Annotated in this window: 15 protein-coding genes; 2 read left to right on the top strand and 13 right to left on the bottom strand. The window is 68.6% G+C overall.

Annotation, left to right across the window (positions count from 1 at the left end):
* Positions 1–19: 19 nt before the first annotated feature.
* The 8 genes from BM424_RS24000 to BM424_RS23965 form a co-directional block, all read right to left on the bottom strand.
* Positions 20–1,405, bottom strand: coding sequence for a UbiD family decarboxylase (locus tag BM424_RS24000; protein ID WP_093422272.1), 1,386 nt, complete (start codon positions 1,403–1,405; stop codon positions 20–22).
* Entirely contained in the window at positions 1,402–2,784 is a 1,383-nt protein-coding gene (locus BM424_RS23995; protein ID WP_217649816.1) for a sodium:solute symporter family protein, read from the bottom strand. The genes BM424_RS24000 and BM424_RS23995 overlap by 4 nt, the downstream gene beginning before the upstream one ends.
* Before the next feature lie 127 nt (positions 2,785–2,911).
* Positions 2,912–4,297: an aldehyde dehydrogenase family protein gene (locus BM424_RS23990; protein ID WP_093422267.1), complete on the bottom strand. Its 1,386-nt coding sequence runs from the start codon at positions 4,295–4,297 to the stop codon at positions 2,912–2,914.
* Positions 4,297–5,520: a xanthine dehydrogenase family Fe-S subunit gene (locus BM424_RS23985; protein WP_093422265.1), complete on the bottom strand. Its 1,224-nt coding sequence runs from the start codon at positions 5,518–5,520 to the stop codon at positions 4,297–4,299. The genes BM424_RS23990 and BM424_RS23985 overlap by 1 nt, the downstream gene beginning before the upstream one ends.
* On the bottom strand, positions 5,517–6,404 hold the full coding sequence (locus BM424_RS23980; RefSeq protein ID WP_093422262.1) for an FAD binding domain-containing protein: 888 nt from the start codon (positions 6,402–6,404) through the stop codon (positions 5,517–5,519). Before BM424_RS23980 ends, BM424_RS23985 begins: the two co-directional genes overlap by 4 nt.
* An 8-nt stretch (positions 6,405–6,412) precedes the next feature.
* On the bottom strand, positions 6,413–7,192 hold the full coding sequence (locus BM424_RS23975; protein WP_093422260.1) for an enoyl-CoA hydratase/isomerase family protein: 780 nt from the start codon (positions 7,190–7,192) through the stop codon (positions 6,413–6,415).
* Between the two features lie 4 nt (positions 7,193–7,196).
* On the bottom strand, positions 7,197–9,653 hold the full coding sequence (locus BM424_RS23970) for a xanthine dehydrogenase family protein molybdopterin-binding subunit (protein WP_245776091.1): 2,457 nt from the start codon (positions 9,651–9,653) through the stop codon (positions 7,197–7,199).
* Positions 9,650–11,218, bottom strand: a complete 1,569-nt coding sequence (locus BM424_RS23965; protein ID WP_093422257.1) for a class I adenylate-forming enzyme family protein — start codon at positions 11,216–11,218, stop codon at positions 9,650–9,652. The genes BM424_RS23970 and BM424_RS23965 overlap by 4 nt, the downstream gene beginning before the upstream one ends.
* A gap of 106 nt (positions 11,219–11,324) precedes the next feature.
* Between BM424_RS23965 and BM424_RS23960 the strand changes: the two genes are divergently transcribed.
* Positions 11,325–11,876 (top strand): PadR family transcriptional regulator, encoded by a 552-nt coding sequence (locus BM424_RS23960; protein WP_245776090.1) that lies wholly within the window; start codon positions 11,325–11,327, stop codon positions 11,874–11,876.
* Here the strand turns inward: BM424_RS23960 and BM424_RS23955 are convergent.
* The 5 genes from BM424_RS23955 to BM424_RS23935 all read right to left on the bottom strand — a co-directional run bounded on the left by BM424_RS23955 (position 11,873) and on the right by BM424_RS23935 (position 15,534).
* The gene (locus BM424_RS23955) at positions 11,873–12,763 is read right to left on the bottom strand and encodes a LysR family transcriptional regulator (protein WP_093422254.1); all 891 of its coding nucleotides are present in this window, start codon (positions 12,761–12,763) and stop codon (positions 11,873–11,875) included. The genes BM424_RS23960 and BM424_RS23955 overlap by 4 nt on opposite strands.
* A 7-nt stretch (positions 12,764–12,770) precedes the next feature.
* Positions 12,771–13,391, bottom strand: a complete 621-nt coding sequence (locus BM424_RS23950; RefSeq protein WP_093422252.1) for a UbiX family flavin prenyltransferase — start codon at positions 13,389–13,391, stop codon at positions 12,771–12,773.
* Positions 13,391–14,164: an SDR family NAD(P)-dependent oxidoreductase gene (locus tag BM424_RS23945; RefSeq protein WP_175548243.1), complete on the bottom strand. Its 774-nt coding sequence runs from the start codon at positions 14,162–14,164 to the stop codon at positions 13,391–13,393. Before BM424_RS23945 ends, BM424_RS23950 begins: the two co-directional genes overlap by 1 nt.
* A 578-nt stretch (positions 14,165–14,742) precedes the next feature.
* Positions 14,743–14,961, bottom strand: coding sequence for a hypothetical protein (locus tag BM424_RS23940; RefSeq protein ID WP_245776089.1), 219 nt, complete (start codon positions 14,959–14,961; stop codon positions 14,743–14,745).
* Between the two features lie 243 nt (positions 14,962–15,204).
* Positions 15,205–15,534 (bottom strand): hypothetical protein, encoded by a 330-nt coding sequence (locus BM424_RS23935; RefSeq protein WP_139274148.1) that lies wholly within the window; start codon positions 15,532–15,534, stop codon positions 15,205–15,207.
* A gap of 245 nt (positions 15,535–15,779) precedes the next feature.
* Here BM424_RS23935 and BM424_RS23930 point away from each other — a divergent pair, with 245 nt between their 5' ends.
* Positions 15,780–16,289 carry a hypothetical protein gene (locus tag BM424_RS23930; RefSeq protein ID WP_093422241.1) on the top strand — a complete coding sequence of 170 codons (510 nt, stop codon included), beginning with the start codon at positions 15,780–15,782 and terminating at the stop codon, positions 16,287–16,289.
* Positions 16,290–16,444 lie beyond the last annotated feature (155 nt).

Raw genomic sequence — 16,444 nt, 5'->3', positions numbered from 1 at the left:
GCGGAAGAGTCCGTGCGGTTCAACGTGCGGAGCGCCAGTTCGCCGGCGCGGGGGTCACTGCGCGTTCCAGGTCGATCTCCTCCGCCCCCGGAACGCGGATCCTGGTGAACCGGTCTTCGTCGTCGACGGGCGGAACCGTCGCGTCGATACCCATCTTCGCTCCGACACCGTCCGTTGTGGACGGATCCAGTCGTGATCCTTGCGCGCCACCGACGAGCACCAGATCGCGATCGGCCTGGAAGCGGGTGGCCACGGCCCACTCGACCTCGTCCGGGTCGAAGACGTTCACATCGGAGTCGACCACCGTCACGTGCTTGATGTCGTAGTGCGCGCCCAGCGCTGCGAGGATGAGGTTCTTCACCTCGCCGGGTTCGGGATCGCGGACCTGCACGTAGAGGTGGTAGCGGCACACGCCACCGCGCGGCAGGTGCACGGCCCGCACGGACTGGAAGTTCTGCCTCAGGTGCGCCAGGAAGGAGCCTTCGCGCGGAATGCACCCCAGCAGCAGGTGTTCCAGTCCACCGCCGACGACGGTGTGGTAGATCGGGTCGCGGCGGTGCGTCATCGCGTCGATGCGCACCACGTGGCGGTCGGCGCGGGGACCGTAGTACTGGGGGAATTCGCCGAACGGCCCCTCCGGTTCCCGGACATCGGCGAGCAGCCTGCCTTCCAGCACGATCTCCGCGTCGGCGGGAACGCGGACCTCGTTGGTGACCGCCTTGGTCACCGGCAGCGGGCTGCCGCGCAACGCACCGGCGATCTCCAGTTCGTCGTGGTCGATCGGTACCGCCGCTTGCGAGGACATCAAGGTGAGCGGGTCGACGCCGATGGCGATCGCCACCTCCAGGTCGGTGCCCGAGGCTTCGGCTTGTCCGAAGAACGCGGCCGTGTGCCTGGGCAGCAGGAGCGCCCCGAGCCGGTCCGGCCCGCTGACCTGCAGGCGGTGGATGGACACGTTCTGGGACCCGGTCGTCGGGTTGCGCGCGATGAGCAGACCCGCGGTGATGTACGGGCCGTGGTCGTGCTCGTTGTGCGTGGGAACGGGCAGCGAGCCGAGGTCGACCTCTCGGATCACCTCCTCCTGGCACGGGGCGTGCTCGACCTCGGTCCACGGAACGGGGTCTTGGCACGCCTGTTGGAAGCGGTCGATGAGTTCGGTCTCGGCGACCCCGAGCGCTTCTGCCATCCACTCGCGGCGCGACAGCAGCCCGGACACGACGGTGATGTCCTTCCCGCCGGGCTTCCCGAAGACCACCGCGCGATCGCCGTCGAGCCGGCTGGCGATTCCGGCCAGTTCGAACCGCAGGTCCACTCCCGGCCTGGCTGCGGACAGGCGTCCGGTCGCTTGCAGGTGGTCCAGCCAGCCGCGCAGATCAGCGCCGACGGGCAGGGCGTTGTTCGTCATCTCTTCTCCCCGGTGACCGCCGGGACGGTCTTCGACCGGCCCGATGTGAGGTGGGTGCAGGTCATCACCAGCAAGGGCGTGGCGACCGCGATGTAGGCGTTGTCGATGCCGAAGGGGTCACCGAGCAGGAACCAGCCGATGGTGGTCGGCAGCGCGAGCACGATGGCCCAGAACGCACCGCTCCTCGTGCCGTACCGGGGCGCGTAGAACATCAGCAGCACCAGCACTGCCAGTGCCGCGCGCAGCGATTTCGCCAGGAAGGTCACGGTGAGCACATCGGTGGCGAACAGCGCCAGTGCGATCGGGACCAATCCGGTCACCACCGTCGCCGCCCGGAGGAACAGCACGTCGCGGCGGTCGTCCCCGGCGGCGTTGAAGTGCGGCTGGTAGAAGTCCTTGAGCAGCAGCGTGGAAGCGCCGATGACCAGGGCCGCGATGGTTCCGAACATCGCGCCGGCGAGCCCGGCGACGACGATCCCGGCCAAGACCGGGTCGATGTCCATGGCGAACGCGGGCATGGCCTGGATGCTCTTGAGGTGCGGGTAGACGACCGCGCTGCACATGCCGATGAACGCGGCGAGCAGACCGTAGGGAACCAGGATCAGCGCCGAGTAGAACCCGGCTCGCTGCGCGCGGTGAGCGCTGCCGGCGGTGGTGATCGCCTGCACGACGTACTGGGTCGCGAAGATGGCACCGACACCCGCGATCAGCCACGCGAAGATCTGCCCGAAACCCACTCCGTGCCAGGAAAACATCGTCGGCGGCAGCGCTGCTCGCAGGCCGTCAACGCCTCCTGCGCGCTGGGCTCCGATGATCGCGAGGATGACCACCCCGGCCATCTTCACGATCGCGTGCACGACGTTGGTGTAGACGACCGATCGCATGCCGCCCACCACCACGTAAAGCGTGGCCAGCACGCCGACAAGGAGAACTGTTAGGTCGTGGTCGACGCCGAGGAGTCCGCTCAGGATCGCACCACCGCTGGCGTAGACCGAGACGGCGACGATCAGCAAGGAGCAGACCATGATCATCGACGTGGCGGTGCGGACCCTCCTCCCGTAGTAGCGGTCGAGCGCACCGGAGATCGTGTTCTCCCCCAGCTCGCTGAACTTGCGGGCGAGCAGGGAGGCGAAGAGCACGAACCCGATTCCCAGCGAGACGATGTTCCACGCGGCCGAGATGCCGGATTCGTAAGCCTCCTGCGCCGTTCCGATGCTCGCGCTCGTGCCGATGAACTCGGACGCGAGCAGGAATCCGATGAGGACGGCGGGAAAGCTCTTGCCGCCGCTGGTGAATCCTGACGCGGTACGTGTCGACCGCCCGGTCAGGAAGCTGATCAGGGCGAGCAACGCGATGTAGCCCGCGACGATGAGAACCACTAACCAACCTGATTGCAAGGGAACCCTCCAACGCCGCTCCGTTGCGGCCAGAGAAACTACGAGCGAAGTTAGGCCGGTGCGCGAGGACCAGCCAGAACCTGTTGCGCATAGCTCCTATTGGCTCGGGTTATAGCCCGACCGGGAAGTGCACGTGCTTGAGCTCGGTGAACTGCTCGACGCCCTCGACCCCGCGGGTGCGACCCATCCCGGACATTCGCACACCGCCGGAGGGCATCTCGGCGTAGGAGTGGTTGTAGCCGTTCAGCCACACGGTTCCGGACTGCAGCTCGCGCGCCACGGCGAAACCGCGCGTGAGATCGCGCGTCCACACCGCCGCGGCGAGCCCGAAGGGCGTGGCGTTGGCCAGCTCGATCGCGTTCTCGTCGGAGTCGAAGACCTCCAGCGACAGCAGCGGACCGAAGATGTCCTCCTGCACCACGGGCGATCGCGGATCCAGTTCGGACACGAGGGCTGGCGTGAGGAAGTGACCTGCCAGTCCATCGGGGTGCACCTGCTCTCCGCCGACGAGGACACCACCGTCCTCGCGCGCGCGGTCGACGGCGTTGAGGACCTTGTTCACCGCGGCTTCGGATATCAGCGGGCCGAGATCGGTGCTCTCGTCCCTCGGATCGCCCGGTGTCGAGGCGGCCAGTCGTTCGCGCAGCAGTTCCTCGGCGTCCTTCGCGTGGTCCGCGTGCACGAGGATCCTGGTGCACGCCATGCACATCTGGCCGCTCGTGATCACGGCGGCGCGGGCGGCCGCCTCCACCGCGGCTTCCAGGTCGGCGTCTGCCAGCACGAGCATCGAGGCCTTGCCGCCCAGTTCCAGCAGGGGCCTGGTCATGGTGGTGGCAGCGGCGCTCATGACCGCTTGCCCGGCCTCGGTCGAGCCGGTGATCGCCACGGCTCTGGTGTCGGGGTGGGCCACGAGTGCAGCGCCCACCTCGGCGTCGCCGGGGAGCACGTGGAGCACCTCCGGTGGTACTCCGGCCCGGTGACCGAGCGCGATCACGCGTCGGGTGATGTGCGTGGTCTGCGGGGCGGGTTTGACCAGCGCCGTCACTCCGGCGGCGAACGCCGGAGCCAGATCGCGCAGCAACAGCAGGACGGGCCAGTTCCACGGGGTGATGAACACCGTCGGGCCGACCGGTTCGCGCACCAGGTGCGCCTCGCTCCCGTCGGGCAGGCCGGCGGCACGGCCCAGCGGAAGCCTGGCGAGACCGGCGTTGAACCGCAGGGAGTCGATCGCGCCCGCGATCTCCTTGCGCGCTTCACCGATGGGTTTCCCGGTTTCTCGCACCAGGTCGTCGGCGAGTTCCGAGCTGTGGTCGCTGAGCAGGTCCGCCCAGGCGTTCAGGGACTGCACCCGGAGCCGGTGGTCTCGCGACCACCCGGTGCGCATGGCGCGCGTCGCTTCCGACACCGCTTCGTCGATCTCGGCGTCCGTGGCTTGTTCGGCGATTTCCAGAGGTTCGAGCGTCGCCGGGTTGACCGGCTGGAGCGGTGTCTTCATCACTTCCCACCTCGGGAACGGCCGATTCGCTTGATCCGGTCCAGCAGGGTGCCGAACATCATGCGGAACGCGCTCGGCGCGGCGTGGGACTGCTGCGGTGCTTCTCCGGTGGTGGCGGCCTGGTGGACCGAGTCGGCGAACTGCTCGAACATGCGCCGGCTGATGTCACCGGCCAGCGCTCGGCCGAACTGGGCGATGCGGCCGGTCAGGTACACGGCCGCATCGGCGCGCAGTTCCGTCCCCGCTGCGGTCGCCTGCGCCCGCAGCGTGATGTCGGCCTGGGTTTGCGCTCCGCCAGTGTCCTGCCCCTGCGCGAGCACGCGGATCGTCCCGGTTTCCCGGTCCTGTTCGAGCACCCGGGCGATCCCGTGGAACGAGAGCTTGATGGGGCCGACCGCGACCCGCGCCCGTCCGGCGTAGAGCTGCTCGCCGAGTTCCTCGGTGAGTTCCGCACCGGGGAGGCATCCCGCCAGCACGCGCACGTCGTCGAGCACGCGCCACACCTCGTCGAACGGCACGTCCAAGGCGGTGTCCACCTGCACCGCGATCGTCGGGTCTCCCTCGGGGAGCACGATCTCCACGTTCCTGCCAGGTTCGCCCGAAGGTTCCGCGCGCTCCTCGACGACCGTCGCCGACCGACCGCCGGAGCGACCGACCAGCGCCCGCCGAGCGCAGTTGCCCGGCTCGGGGATCCCCTCCGGGTGCGCGGCACGGGTTTCGGAGACAGCGGTCATGATGTTCCGGTACCCGGTGCAGCGGCAGATCACGCCGGACAGCTCCGCGGGGAGCTCCTCGTCGGCGACCTCGGGCTTGGTGCTGAGCAGGTCGTAGGAGCTAAGCAGGAAACCCGGGGTGCAGAAACCGCATTGCAAAGCGTGGTTCCGGCCGAAGGACTCCTGCAGCGGGTGCAGGTCGTCCGGACGCCCGAGCCCCTCGACCGTGACGACCTCGGCGCCGTCGAGCTGGCAGGCGAACAGCAGACACGCGCGGGCGGCTTCGCCATCGACGAGCACGGTGCACATCCCGCAGACCCCGTGCTCGCATCCGACGTGAGTCCCGGTCAGTCCCAGGTGGTCGCGCAGCGCGTCCGCCAGCGTGACGCGGGCTGGAAGGTTCAGCACGGCGGGTGTGCCGTTGACCGTGAACCTCACCTCGACGGTCTCACCGGCTTCTGCCCGGACCGGTCGAAGCCCCTCCTGCACGGGCTCTTCTGTGCTCGTCATGATTCCACCTCAGCTGTGCCGCGCACCGCACGGCGGTGCGCCTTGGCCAATTCCCGGGCCGCCAGCGCGCGCAGGAGGCGCCGCCGGTAGCCGTTCGACGCGTGCACGTCGCCGTCGGTGTCGACGACCTCGCGCACCACCTCGTCGAGCGCACCGGCCAGTTCGGCTTGGTCTCCACCGGTCGTGCGGACCAGGCTGGTCAAGTCGCGGGTGACGGGCCGGTCGGAGACGCCGAAGGCCGTCATCGTCGCGGCGGACACGCCACCGTCGTCATCGACGCGGACGTGCGCTGCCACTCCGGCCAGCGCGAAGTCGCCGTGCCTGCGCGCGATCTCCGCGAATCCGAAGCCCTCGCGCGGCCCGGCCACGGGGAAGGAGATCGCCGACAGGACGTCCTCCGGTCGCAGTGCGGTCGTCATCGCCCCGTCGAAGAACTCGCGGGCTCGAACGGGGCGTTCGCCTTCGGGACCCGTCAGCGTCAGCTCCGCGTCCAGGCAGCAGGCGACCGCCGGGAGCTCGGCAGCCGGATCGGCGTGCGCCAGGCTCCCGCACACCGTGCCGCGGCTGCGCAGTTCGCGGTGCCCGACCCAGGGCAGCGCGAGCCGCAACAACGGCACCTGAGCGGACTCGGGCGCGTGCTCCACGCGACGCTGCCGAACGGTGGCGCCGACCTCCAGCCGGTCGCCCACCGTCCGCAGCGCGTCGAGCCCGGTGACCGCGTTGATGTCCACCAGGGTGGTCGGCCGCGCCAGCCGCATGGCCAGCACCGGCACCAGGGATTGCCCGCCGGCGATGACCTTGCCGCCTCCGTCGGCGTCGACGAGTTCGGCGACGGCGTCGGACAACGCCGCGGGGCGCGCGTACGCGAAAGGTGCGGCCTTCATCTAGGTCCTCACCGCCCCTGGAACTTCGGGGCGCGCTTCTCGGTGAACGCGGCCACGCCTTCGGCGAAGTCCTTGCTGGAGCGCAGCATCGCGTAGGCCTTGCGCTCCAGCTCGATGCCGCTGTACAGCGGGGCGTCGACGCCGCGGTCGAGAACCTCCTTGGCGGTGCGCGCGGCCAGCGGGGAGAACCCGATCAGCTTGGTCACCAGCTGCTCGACCTTCTCGTCGAGCTCCGCTCGGTCGGCCGCCAGGTCGGCGACCAGTCCCCAGTCCTTGGCGTCGGCGGCGTTGATCCGGGACGCGGTCAGCACGTGGTACTTGGCGCGCGAGAGCCCGATCAGCCGAGCGAGGCGTTGCGTTCCGCCGGATCCCGGGATCATTCCGAGGTTCATCTCGGGCAGCGCGAACTGGCTGCGCTCGGTCGCCACGCGGATGTCCGAGGACAGCGCGAGTTCGAACCCGACGCCGAAGCAGTAGCCGTCAACGGCGGTGATGACGACCTTGGAGCTGCGAGAAGGTGCGGTCACGTTGTGGCCGAGGTCGGTGAAGTCGATCGGGTCGACCTCCATGAAACCGGCGATGTCGCCGCCCGAGGAGAAGTGCTCGCCTTCGCCTCGGATGACCACGACCTGGATGTCGTCGTCGGCGTCGATCTCGGCGAACCGGTCGGCCATGACCTGCCGGGTCTCCCAGGTGATGATGTTGTACTTGCCGTGGTCCAGCGTCAGGTACGCGACCCGGCCGTCGTGGCCGCGGGTCAGCTTGATCTCGCCTCCGGTGAGGGCCATGTCGTCAGTTCTCCCCTTCTGTTCCTTCGAGCACCGCGGTATCCGTTGTCGCCGCGGTGAGCAGGCGGTGGATCACGTCGCCGTGGATCGGCAACGTGGTGATGTCGGCGCCGGACGGCGCGAGCGCGTCGGCGACCGCGTTGGCGATGGCCACCGGCAGGCTCATGCAGCTGCCTTCGCCGCAGCCCTTGGCGCCGAGCCGGGTCAGCGGCGAGGGCGTTTCCAGGTGGTCGCTGCGCAGCTCGTAACCGACTTCCGCGGTGGTCGGGCACAAGTAGTCCATGAACGTCGCGGAGGTGGGCTGGCCGTTGTCGGCGTAGCGCATCTCCTCGTACATCGCGCCGCCGATGGCGTGCGCCAGCGCGCCGTGGACCTGTCCCTCCAGCAGCACCGGGTTCAGGATGGTGCCCGCGTCGTGCACTGTGGACACCAGTTCCAGGGTGAGTTCGCAGGTCTGCGGGTCGATCCGGCAGACCACGAGCTCGGCGACGAAGCCGTAGCACAGGCTGGAGTTGATCTGGTCGTCCCGGCTGGCCGCTTTGGCCTGCGGTGGTGTGAAGGCGGCTTCCTCGTACAGCCGGGCTGAGGTGCCGTCCGGCAGCGAGCCGGGGTCCCAGTGCACCACACCGGCGGCGTGCCGGAAATCCACCGACTTCGCGTGGTCTTCGCGGTGCCGGATCCGGCCTTCGGCGAATTCGAGCTCTTCGGGGTCCAGCCCCAGCATGGAGCCGGCCGCTGTCCGCATCGTGCGGGCGAGCCGGTCGCACGCCTCGACCAGCGCGCTGGTCAGCAGCGGCGCGAACCTCGACGAGTAGCTGCCGGAGCTGATCGTCCAGGGAGTGGTGGCCGTGTCCATCTCCACCACCGGCCGGACCTTCTCCAGGGGCAGTCCGAGCCTGTCGGCCACGACCTGCTGCGCGACCGTGGCGTGCCCCTGGCCTTGCGGGACGGTGCCCAGCAGTACCGAGACGACACCGTTGACGTCGACGCTGACCCGCACGTGCTCGGTGGAACCCGACTTGCCGCGCCCCGGTGGGCGCTCGTCGGCCGGGGTGGCCAGTCCCACGTACCCGATGTTGGTCGCCGACGGATCGACGATGGTGGCCAGCCCGATGCCGAAGTGCTCACCGCGCTCCCGCGCCTCCCGCTGGCGCTGCCGAAGAGCCGAGTAGTCGGCGTTCTTCAACGCCATGTCCAAGGCCCGCGGGTAGTCACCCGAGTCGTAGATGCCGCCGGTCGCCGTCCGGTACGGGAACGCATCGGCCTGCACCAGGTTGCGCCGGCGGATCTCGGCGGCGTCGATCCCGCAGGTCGCGGCGATCTTGTCCATCAGCCGCTCCAGCCCGAAGTAGAGCTGCTGGCCGCCGAAACCGCGGTTGAGCCCCGTCGGCGTCTTGTTGGTCACCACCGCGCGGGAGCGGATCTGCACGGCTTCGACGTCGTAGGCCCCGGTGAGGTTGCCGAAGCACCGGTAGAGCGTGCTCGGTTCCGGCGGGCGCAAGTAGGCGCCGACGTTGTCGACGAGATCCGCCCGCAACGCCCGGACCTCGCCCTCCGCGGTGACTGCGGCTTCGAAGCGCATCGCCCGGTCCGACCCCGCTGAGCTGGCGAGCAGGTGCTCGCTGCGGTCCTCGGTCCAGCGCACGGGCCGTCCGGCGTGCTTGCTGGCCAGCGCCATCAGCACCACGTAGGGGTAGATCCCGGCCTTGATGCCGAAGCTACCGCCGTTGTCGGCCGGGATCATCAGCCGCACCCGTGAGGTCGGCACGCCCAGCGCTCCCGCGATCACCGGAACCATGGAGAACGGGCCGTGGAAGTTCGCCCAAGCGGTGATCGCCGGACCGTCCACTTCGTCCTGCCACTCGGCGATCACCGAGTAGCACTCCATGGGTGTCGATGAATAGCGCGGGAACCGGTACTCGCCGCGGACGACGTGATCGGCCGCGGCGAAGAGCTCGTCCACAGGACCGAAGTGGAACGTGCGGTCGGTGGCGACGTTGCCATCGGCCTCGTCGTGGAGCCGCGGCGCCTCGGGGCGCATCGCGGCCTCGACGTCGACCACCGGCGGCAGCGGCTCGTAGTCCACGGCGACCAGCTCGGCGGCGTCCTCGGCGGCGTAGCGGTCGGCCGCGACCACGACCGCCACGGGTTCACCGACGAAGCGCGCCCGATCGGTCGCCGTCGGGTAGTACCGCATGGGCGTTTTCAGCGACAGCGGGAACGGGTTCAGCGCTTCGAGGACCTCGTCGGGTCCGATCACCGCCGCCACGCCCGGGTGCGACCGGGCTCGGGTGAGGTCGACGCTGCGGATGCGGGCGTGCGGGTGCGGGCTGCGCACGATCGCCGCGGTCAACGTGCCGGGCAGCGGGTCGAGGTCGTCGAGGAACCGGCCGCGCCCGGTCAGCAGGGCCGGGTCCTCGATGCGTGCTGTGGTGCGCGCAGGCGTCATCGACGTGCTCACTTTCGCGATCCGATCGAAGCGGCGGACAGCTCCGCCAGCGGTTGGAACCGCCCACCGGCGAGGTCGCGGCGGAGGATCTTGCCCACCGCCGACTTGGGGACCTCGGCGACCGCGACGACCCTCTTGGGCCGCTTGAGCGGCGGCAGCCCGGAGCCGGAACGGATGTAGGCGCTCAGCGCGGCGGCGGCGTCCTGCGGGGTCAGTCCCGCTGCGGGGACGAAGAACGCGGTGACGGCCTGCCCCCAGCGGTCGTCCGGCATCCCGACGACCACCACGTCGGCGACCTCCGGGCAGCGGATCAGCGCGTCCTCGATCTCGTCGGGGTAGATGTTCTCCCCGCCCGAATTGATCATGTCGTCGACGCGTCCGGACACCCACAGGTCGCCGTCCTCGTCCGCGACGGCGAGATCGCCCGGGAAGTACCAGCCGCCGCGGATGGACTTGGCGTCGGCGTCGGGCCGGTTCCAGTACCCGGCGAAGGCTTCCGGCGACTCCAGGGAGATCGCGATCTGGCCCTGCTCGCCGGCACCGACCAGCGCGTCCGGTGTGGCCTGCGGGTGCAGATCGACCAGGCGAACCCGCGTGAACACGCCGGGACGCCCGGCGCATCCCGGTTTGGCCGCGACGTCCGGCCCGATGGTGAAGGTGTAGATCTCGGTGCTGCCGAAGTGGTTGACGAACACCTCGGGTTCGAGCGCGTCGACGAGCGACTCCGCCAGCGCGGGGGTCATCGCGGCGCCGGCGTAGGCGAGCTTGCGGACGCCGGTCTCCCCCAGCCGTCCCGTGCCCAGCAGGCTCCAGTAGATCGTGGGCACCAGGTACAGCGCGGAGACGCGTTCGCGGGTGATCAGCTCCAGGGATTCCTCGGCGTCGAACCGGACCTGCGGCACCCACGTTCCCGCGCTGACCACGGTGGACAGCAGCGTGCGCAGGCCCATCGTGTGGAACATGGGCATCACGCCGAGGGTCGTCTCGAAGGGAGCCGACCGGCTCTGGTGCAGGTGCGCGACGGCGGCGTGGAACTCCGCCCGGTGCGTGCGCGGAACGCCCTTCGGCTTCCCGGTGGTGCCGGAGGTGTAGAGCATGACGCTCGTGTCGGAGTCGCGGACCCGCACGTCGATCGCGCCCTCGGTCTGGTCCGCGGCGAGGTTCAGCAGCGCTGTGACACCAGGAGGGGCGCCTTCACCGACGTACGCGTGCGGCACCGGCTCGATGAGCCGCAGCGCCTCGCTCGCCGTCTCGACCGTCGACTGATCGGTGACCAGCAACGCCGGTGCCGCATCGGATAAGCAGTAGGCGAGCTCGTCCGCACCGAAGCGGAACGACAGCGGAACCGAGACCGCCCCGAGCTTCTGCGCGGCCAGGTGCAGCGAGGCCATCGGTTCGCCACCGGCGAGCAGGAACACGACCCTGTCGCCGTGCCCGACACCGAGCTCGGCCAAGGCCCGAGCCAGCTGATTGGTGCGGGCGTCCCACTGCGCGTAGGTCATCGAGCGCTCGCCGCCGACCGCACGTCTGGCGGGGTACCGCTCGGCGGTCCAGCTCAGCACTGTCCCGAGATCCATTCCTTGTCCTCTCGCAACATCACCGGTGCGAAATAAGTCCGAAGCAGATCATCCGTTTCACATCGTCCGAAACAGATGGTTGGAAACGTACGGTAGGGTTCGGAGCGTGTCAACGGTTCGGCTTTCCACGACCTCGTACGTCGTGCTGGGGATGATCGCCATGCGCGGGCCCTCGACCTCGTACGACCTCAAAAGGGCCATCAGCCACTCTGTGGGCTACTTCTGGCACTTCCCGCACGCCCAGCTCTACTCGGAGCCCAAGCGGCTCGAGCAGCTCGGCCTGCTCGACGTCGAGGAGGAGGACGACGGCCGACGCCGCCGCACCTACACGATCACCGACGCCGGCCTCTCGGCCCTCCGCTCGTGGCTGGCCGAGCCCACCGACCAGCACTTCGAGCTGCGCGACATCGCCGAGATCAAGCTGTTCTTCAACGAGCTCGCCGAGCCCGACGACATCGAGCGGCTCGCGCAAGACCAGATCAAGCAGCACCAGGCCCGCATCGCCGAGTACGAGCAGATGCAGGAGCGCTTCGGCCACGAGTCGGCCATCTCACGACGCATGGTCACGCTCGGACTCGGCCTGGAGATGGAGCACGCGGCCCTGCGGTTCTGGACCTCGCTCGCCGAACGCGCGGAACGAGGCGAGTTCGAGGACTAACGCCGCGCGGGCCGCTCGGCAGCCGCGTCCGCGAGCAGTTCCAGGAACAGAGCGGCAGGCGGTGACAGCGGGGTCCTGGCGCGGTGGACGATGCCCAGTTCCCGGGCTGCGCCCTCGTCATCGATCGGGATCGTGACGGGATAGCCCGCGCTGGCGAGTTCCGGCAGCAACGAGACACCCAGACCGCTGGCCACCATGCCCTGCAGCACCGACAGCTGGGTGGTCTCCACCGTCACCGTCGGCTCGAACCCGGCTCGGTTGCAGATCTGCTCCAGCAACTCCCGCAGCCCGTAGTCCCGTTGCATGGCGACGAACTTCTCGGACTTCAACTCGGCCAGCGCCATTTCATTCCGGTCGGCCAACGGGTGCTCCGGCGGGACCAGAGCGACGATCGGTTCGCGCACGATCGACCGGCCGACGAGTCCGGGCCGCGCCCAAGGGGCCCGGATCACCGCGAGGTCCAATCGTCCGTCCTCCATCATCCGCTCGAACTCGGCGGAGACGTTGTGCTCGGTGAGCCGGACTTCGACCTCCGGGCACTCGCGCCGGAAGTCCGCGAGCACTCCCGGAAGCAGCCCGGCGCCGACGCTCGGCAGCACGCCGATCGACACCCGACCGCCTTGCAGGCTGCGCACCGCGGCGGCGCCCGCCCGCGCACGGTCGAGGTGCGCCAAGGCCTGCTGGACGTGGGCGACGAACTCCTCTCCTGCCGCGGTGAGCACGACCCTGCGGCCCAGCCGGTCGAAGAGGGCGATGCCGAGCTCCTTCTCGAGCTTGCGGATCTGCACCGACAACGACGGCTGGGCGAGGAAGAGATCTTCGGCCGCTCGGCTGAAGCTCCCGGCGCGCGCGACCGCGAGCACGTAGCGCAGTTGGTGGAGCTCCATGCCGACATCATGCGCGAACGGACCGCCGATCGGTAGCCGACGGCGCGCTCCGCTCTCCGGACCACCGGGACGCGTGCGGGTGCGGCAACGACAGGGCGTCCAGCGCACGAGCGACGGTGTGGGTGACCATCTCGTCGATCGACGACGGCTGGGTGTAGAACGCCGGCACGGGCGGCATCAGCACCGCTCCCGCCTCGGAAGCGTGCGCCATCAACCGGATGTGCCCGGGGTGCAGCGGTGTCTCGCGCACCATCAGCACCAGGGGCCTGCGCTCCTTCAACGTCACATCGGCGGCGCGCACCAGCAGGTTGTCGTCGAAGCTGTTGGCGATCGCCGACAACGTCTTGACGCTGCACGGCGCGACCAGCATTCCGTCGGCCGGGAACGACCCGCTCGCGATCGCGGCTCCCAGGTCGTGCTCCGAGTGCGTCACCGACGCCCGCTCCCGCGCGTCTGCGGCCGTCCAGGACGTCTCCTGCGCCAAGGTCGCCCGGGCGGCGCGGGTGAGCACCAGGTGCGTTTCCACTCCCAACTGTGCGAGCAGCTCCAGCGCGCGGATCCCGTAGATCACACCGGACGCGCCGGTGATGCCGACGACGATGCGAGGTGAGAACTCGTCGGGACGCATCACACGAACACCCCTCCGCCGTCCACCACGATCGTCTGCCCGGTCACGAAACCGCTGCCGTCGCCGCACAACCACACCACCGCACCGACCAGGTCCTCGGGTTCCATGGAACGCGGCACGGACCGCGTGGTCTTCATGCGTTCCAAGTAGTTCACATCGTTGATGTCGCGAGAAGCCGCGTCGTCGACCAAGCCGGGCGAGACCGCGTTCACCGCGATGCTCTCCGGCCCCAGCTCGCGCGCCGCGGCCCTGGTCAAGCCCTCGACCGCCGCCTTGGACGCCACGTAATGCGCGAAACCGGCCGCCCCGGTCCGGGACACGACGGAGGCGATGTTGACGATCCGCCCGCCACCCCGCTCCCGCATGGCGGGGACGACGGCGCGGATCGACTGCCAGCAGCCGCGCACGTTGACGCGAAGCACGAGGTCCCACTCGTCGCTGGTCAGCTCCGTGAGCGTCCTCTTCGGTCCCAACGTCCGGTAGATCGCCGCGTTGTTGACCAGGCAATCCAGGCCGCCGAACCGATCACCGCCCAGGTCCACCACGCGCTGCAGATCTTCGTCCGAGGTGATGTCGCAACCGGCGAAGACCGCTTGACCCGGACCTTGCGCCGTCGCCTTGTCCGCGATCTCCCGACCCGTTTCGGAGAAACCGTCCAGGTCGGTGGCCACCACGTTCGCCCCCTGCCCGGTAAGCGCCATGGTGTACGCAACCCCGATATCGCCGGTCGCCCCGGTGAGCAGGACGACCTTTCCGACCAGGTCAGCACCCATTGCCGCACCCCTCTCCATCCGCACGGGCCCACCAGGCGCTGCTGCCTCGCGGACGCCCCGTCATCCACTGAGTCAAAGCGCTCGTGCGGGGCGCCGACAATGAGCGATGCCCTACTCCGGCAATAGGCAACGCGTATGGGAGATCTCGCGTGAACCCGCTCCGCGATCGATCGCTTCGAAGCCGCCGAAATTCACGGGCGGCCAGCAGTCAAGTGCAACCGCGAACGCGTCCCTCGTAAGCCGACACCCGCTACGTCCACCGCAGTCATGTCCGGGACACGCAGGGACACCGAACGCCGGGCGCCCCAGGGAAGCCCACCGGGCCAATTTCCCAGGTCACAGCCCAAGTCCGCCTGTCCCGCCAGCGTGTCCCGGGCAGCTCCCCGACGGGACAGGCAGGACAGCAAACAGCCCCTGCTTCAACCGGTCTCAGGAAGCAGAAGCCGTGTGGTTAGTGCGCAACTCGCCCCTCGGACACTTTTTACCCCAGGTCAAGCCTTTGACCTGGGGTTTTTAGTTCTCAGGTCGCGTGTCCGAGGGGAAACTTGAACACGCGGACCGGAAGCCGCGTACGTCGGTTACCGGGTCTGGTGGCCGACAGCTTTGAGGACGTCGGCCAGCCATACCAACGCGTACGCCGGTACGTCACCGCCCGCTGCGTTCAGCCGGGCGAGGTTGCTCCAGGCCTCCGAGAGCTGACCGATGGTCAACTGATCTGCTTCCGGCTGGGTGTACACGTCGTAGGTGAGCTCCGGCGGCACCGACCAGAAGAAGTCGTTGCCGAGTTCCACCCGCACGCCGACCTGGTCCTGCAGGTTGTCCAGGGCGATGTTTCTGGGCGCAGCTGGTTTCGGCCTCGCCTTCGTTCCACAGCGTGATCGCTCGGTTCTCTTCTCCTTGCGTCCACCTCAGCGTTTCGCTGTACCGGCTCAGCTCACGCCCACGGCCGCCGCCTACAAGCCGAGTTCGCCGCAGCGGCGATAGCGGTTGACTCACTTCGACGCGCACCGCCGGGAGATCAACCTCCCGCCCCACAACACCTAGCCGGATACAAGTGACTTCACCCCCGCACGAAACGGAACAAGTTCAGTTTCACCGGAACGCCTCGTTCGGATCGCTTCATCGAGGTGCACCAAGAAAAGCTGAAGCGCCCCAACTATCGGCTGCTCATCCGGGAATGCCAGCTCCCCGTCACGCTCCATTACCCGCAAATGTTCCGCCAACGACCGCGGACTCACCTGCAGCCGGAGCGGGGCATCAAGATCGACATCCTGCCAAGACCGAATCTCCACGTAGCCTTCAGGAAAGCTTCGCACTTGCTCATCACTGAGCCTGAACAAGAACTCCTCAAAGACACCCTGATCATCCATTCTGTCCAACCTCATGATGATCCATCTCTCAGCGCACGGGGACTGCTGTGATGATTTTCTGACCTCGCCCGGATGCTGGGTAGCCACGCAACAAGTAAGCCGCTGGAAACCCCTTCTGGACAGAATTAGACCATCTACACCGACGCCCTGGTCGCATGAATGCACTCAGCCCCGAGTGTCAGCTAAAGCCTGGCCAGAGCTCAATCCGTCTTATGTCGAGGTAACCGCGGGCTAGCCTGGTCGCCATGACTCAGCCACTGCTTCGCCTCTCGGGAACGGTCCCAGTCAGCCATCACCAGTTCTTCCTGCTGGATGCACGGACCTATCCCACCGACGGCGGTCGGCTGTCATGGCGGGACAACGGGCTGGCCACCAGCGCAGCCGGGATCCTCGCCCTCAGCACTGGAATTCACACCGGCGAGATCAACCTGGTGGTGGAGCGCTTCGACAGCGCTCCACCACCAGACCTGCACGGTTGGGACGACGTCATCGAACTCGACCTGCAAGTTCCGCACGGCGAGCTCCATGTCGCGGGGCTGATGCTGGAACCAGCTCCCGAACTGCGCACACCGCTGAGGATCGTCGGTGGGCGGTGTCGCGCCCGCATCCACGCCACCGGGCGCGACACCGACATCGACGGCGCCCCACCCGAGCCCGTAGAGGACTACCTCATCCAGCTCTGGGACACCGACACCGACGCACCGGCCGAGCTCTTGAGCTCCACCAGCCACTACGGAGCAAGCGAACGCGCCTAGAGCTGCCGCTCTCCACCTTTGGGAAGCCCAGGGCTTCTGCATCACACCGCTGACGTTGCCGTCCCACGGGAAGGTTCTCGGATCGCCGATGGGGCCCGGTGTGCAGGTGCGAGACTGTCTTGGTGCATCCCGGTCCTGCCCCTGCCCCGCCGACC

The sequence above is a fragment of the Saccharopolyspora flava genome (assembly GCF_900116135.1).
In the GTDB taxonomy this organism is placed as follows: Bacteria; Actinomycetota; Actinomycetes; order Mycobacteriales; family Pseudonocardiaceae; genus Saccharopolyspora; species Saccharopolyspora flava.
The sequence above is the reverse complement of the archived record's forward strand: the minus strand, read 5'-3'. Positions and strand labels throughout refer to the sequence as shown.

Excerpts from the sequence above, each read along its gene's own strand:
- BM424_RS24000 (WP_093422272.1), bottom strand. The coding sequence starts at position 1,405 with ATGACGAACAACGCCCTGCCCGTCGGCGCTGATCTGCGCGGCTGGCTG.
- BM424_RS23990 (WP_093422267.1), bottom strand. The coding sequence starts at position 4,297 with ATGAAGACACCGCTCCAGCCGGTCAACCCGGCGACGCTCGAACCTCTG.
- BM424_RS23985 (WP_093422265.1), bottom strand. The coding sequence starts at position 5,520 with ATGACGAGCACAGAAGAGCCCGTGCAGGAGGGGCTTCGACCGGTCCGG.
- BM424_RS23980 (WP_093422262.1), bottom strand. The coding sequence starts at position 6,404 with ATGAAGGCCGCACCTTTCGCGTACGCGCGCCCCGCGGCGTTGTCCGAC.
- BM424_RS23975 (WP_093422260.1), bottom strand. The coding sequence starts at position 7,192 with ATGGCCCTCACCGGAGGCGAGATCAAGCTGACCCGCGGCCACGACGGC.
- BM424_RS23965 (WP_093422257.1), bottom strand. The coding sequence starts at position 11,218 with ATGGATCTCGGGACAGTGCTGAGCTGGACCGCCGAGCGGTACCCCGCC.
- BM424_RS23955 (WP_093422254.1), bottom strand. The coding sequence starts at position 12,763 with ATGGAGCTCCACCAACTGCGCTACGTGCTCGCGGTCGCGCGCGCCGGG.
- BM424_RS23950 (WP_093422252.1), bottom strand. The coding sequence starts at position 13,391 with ATGCGTCCCGACGAGTTCTCACCTCGCATCGTCGTCGGCATCACCGGC.
- BM424_RS23945 (WP_175548243.1), bottom strand. The coding sequence starts at position 14,164 with ATGGGTGCTGACCTGGTCGGAAAGGTCGTCCTGCTCACCGGGGCGACC.
- BM424_RS23935 (WP_139274148.1), bottom strand. The coding sequence starts at position 15,534 with ATGGATGATCAGGGTGTCTTTGAGGAGTTCTTGTTCAGGCTCAGTGAT.
- BM424_RS23930 (WP_093422241.1), top strand. The coding sequence starts at position 15,780 with ATGACTCAGCCACTGCTTCGCCTCTCGGGAACGGTCCCAGTCAGCCAT.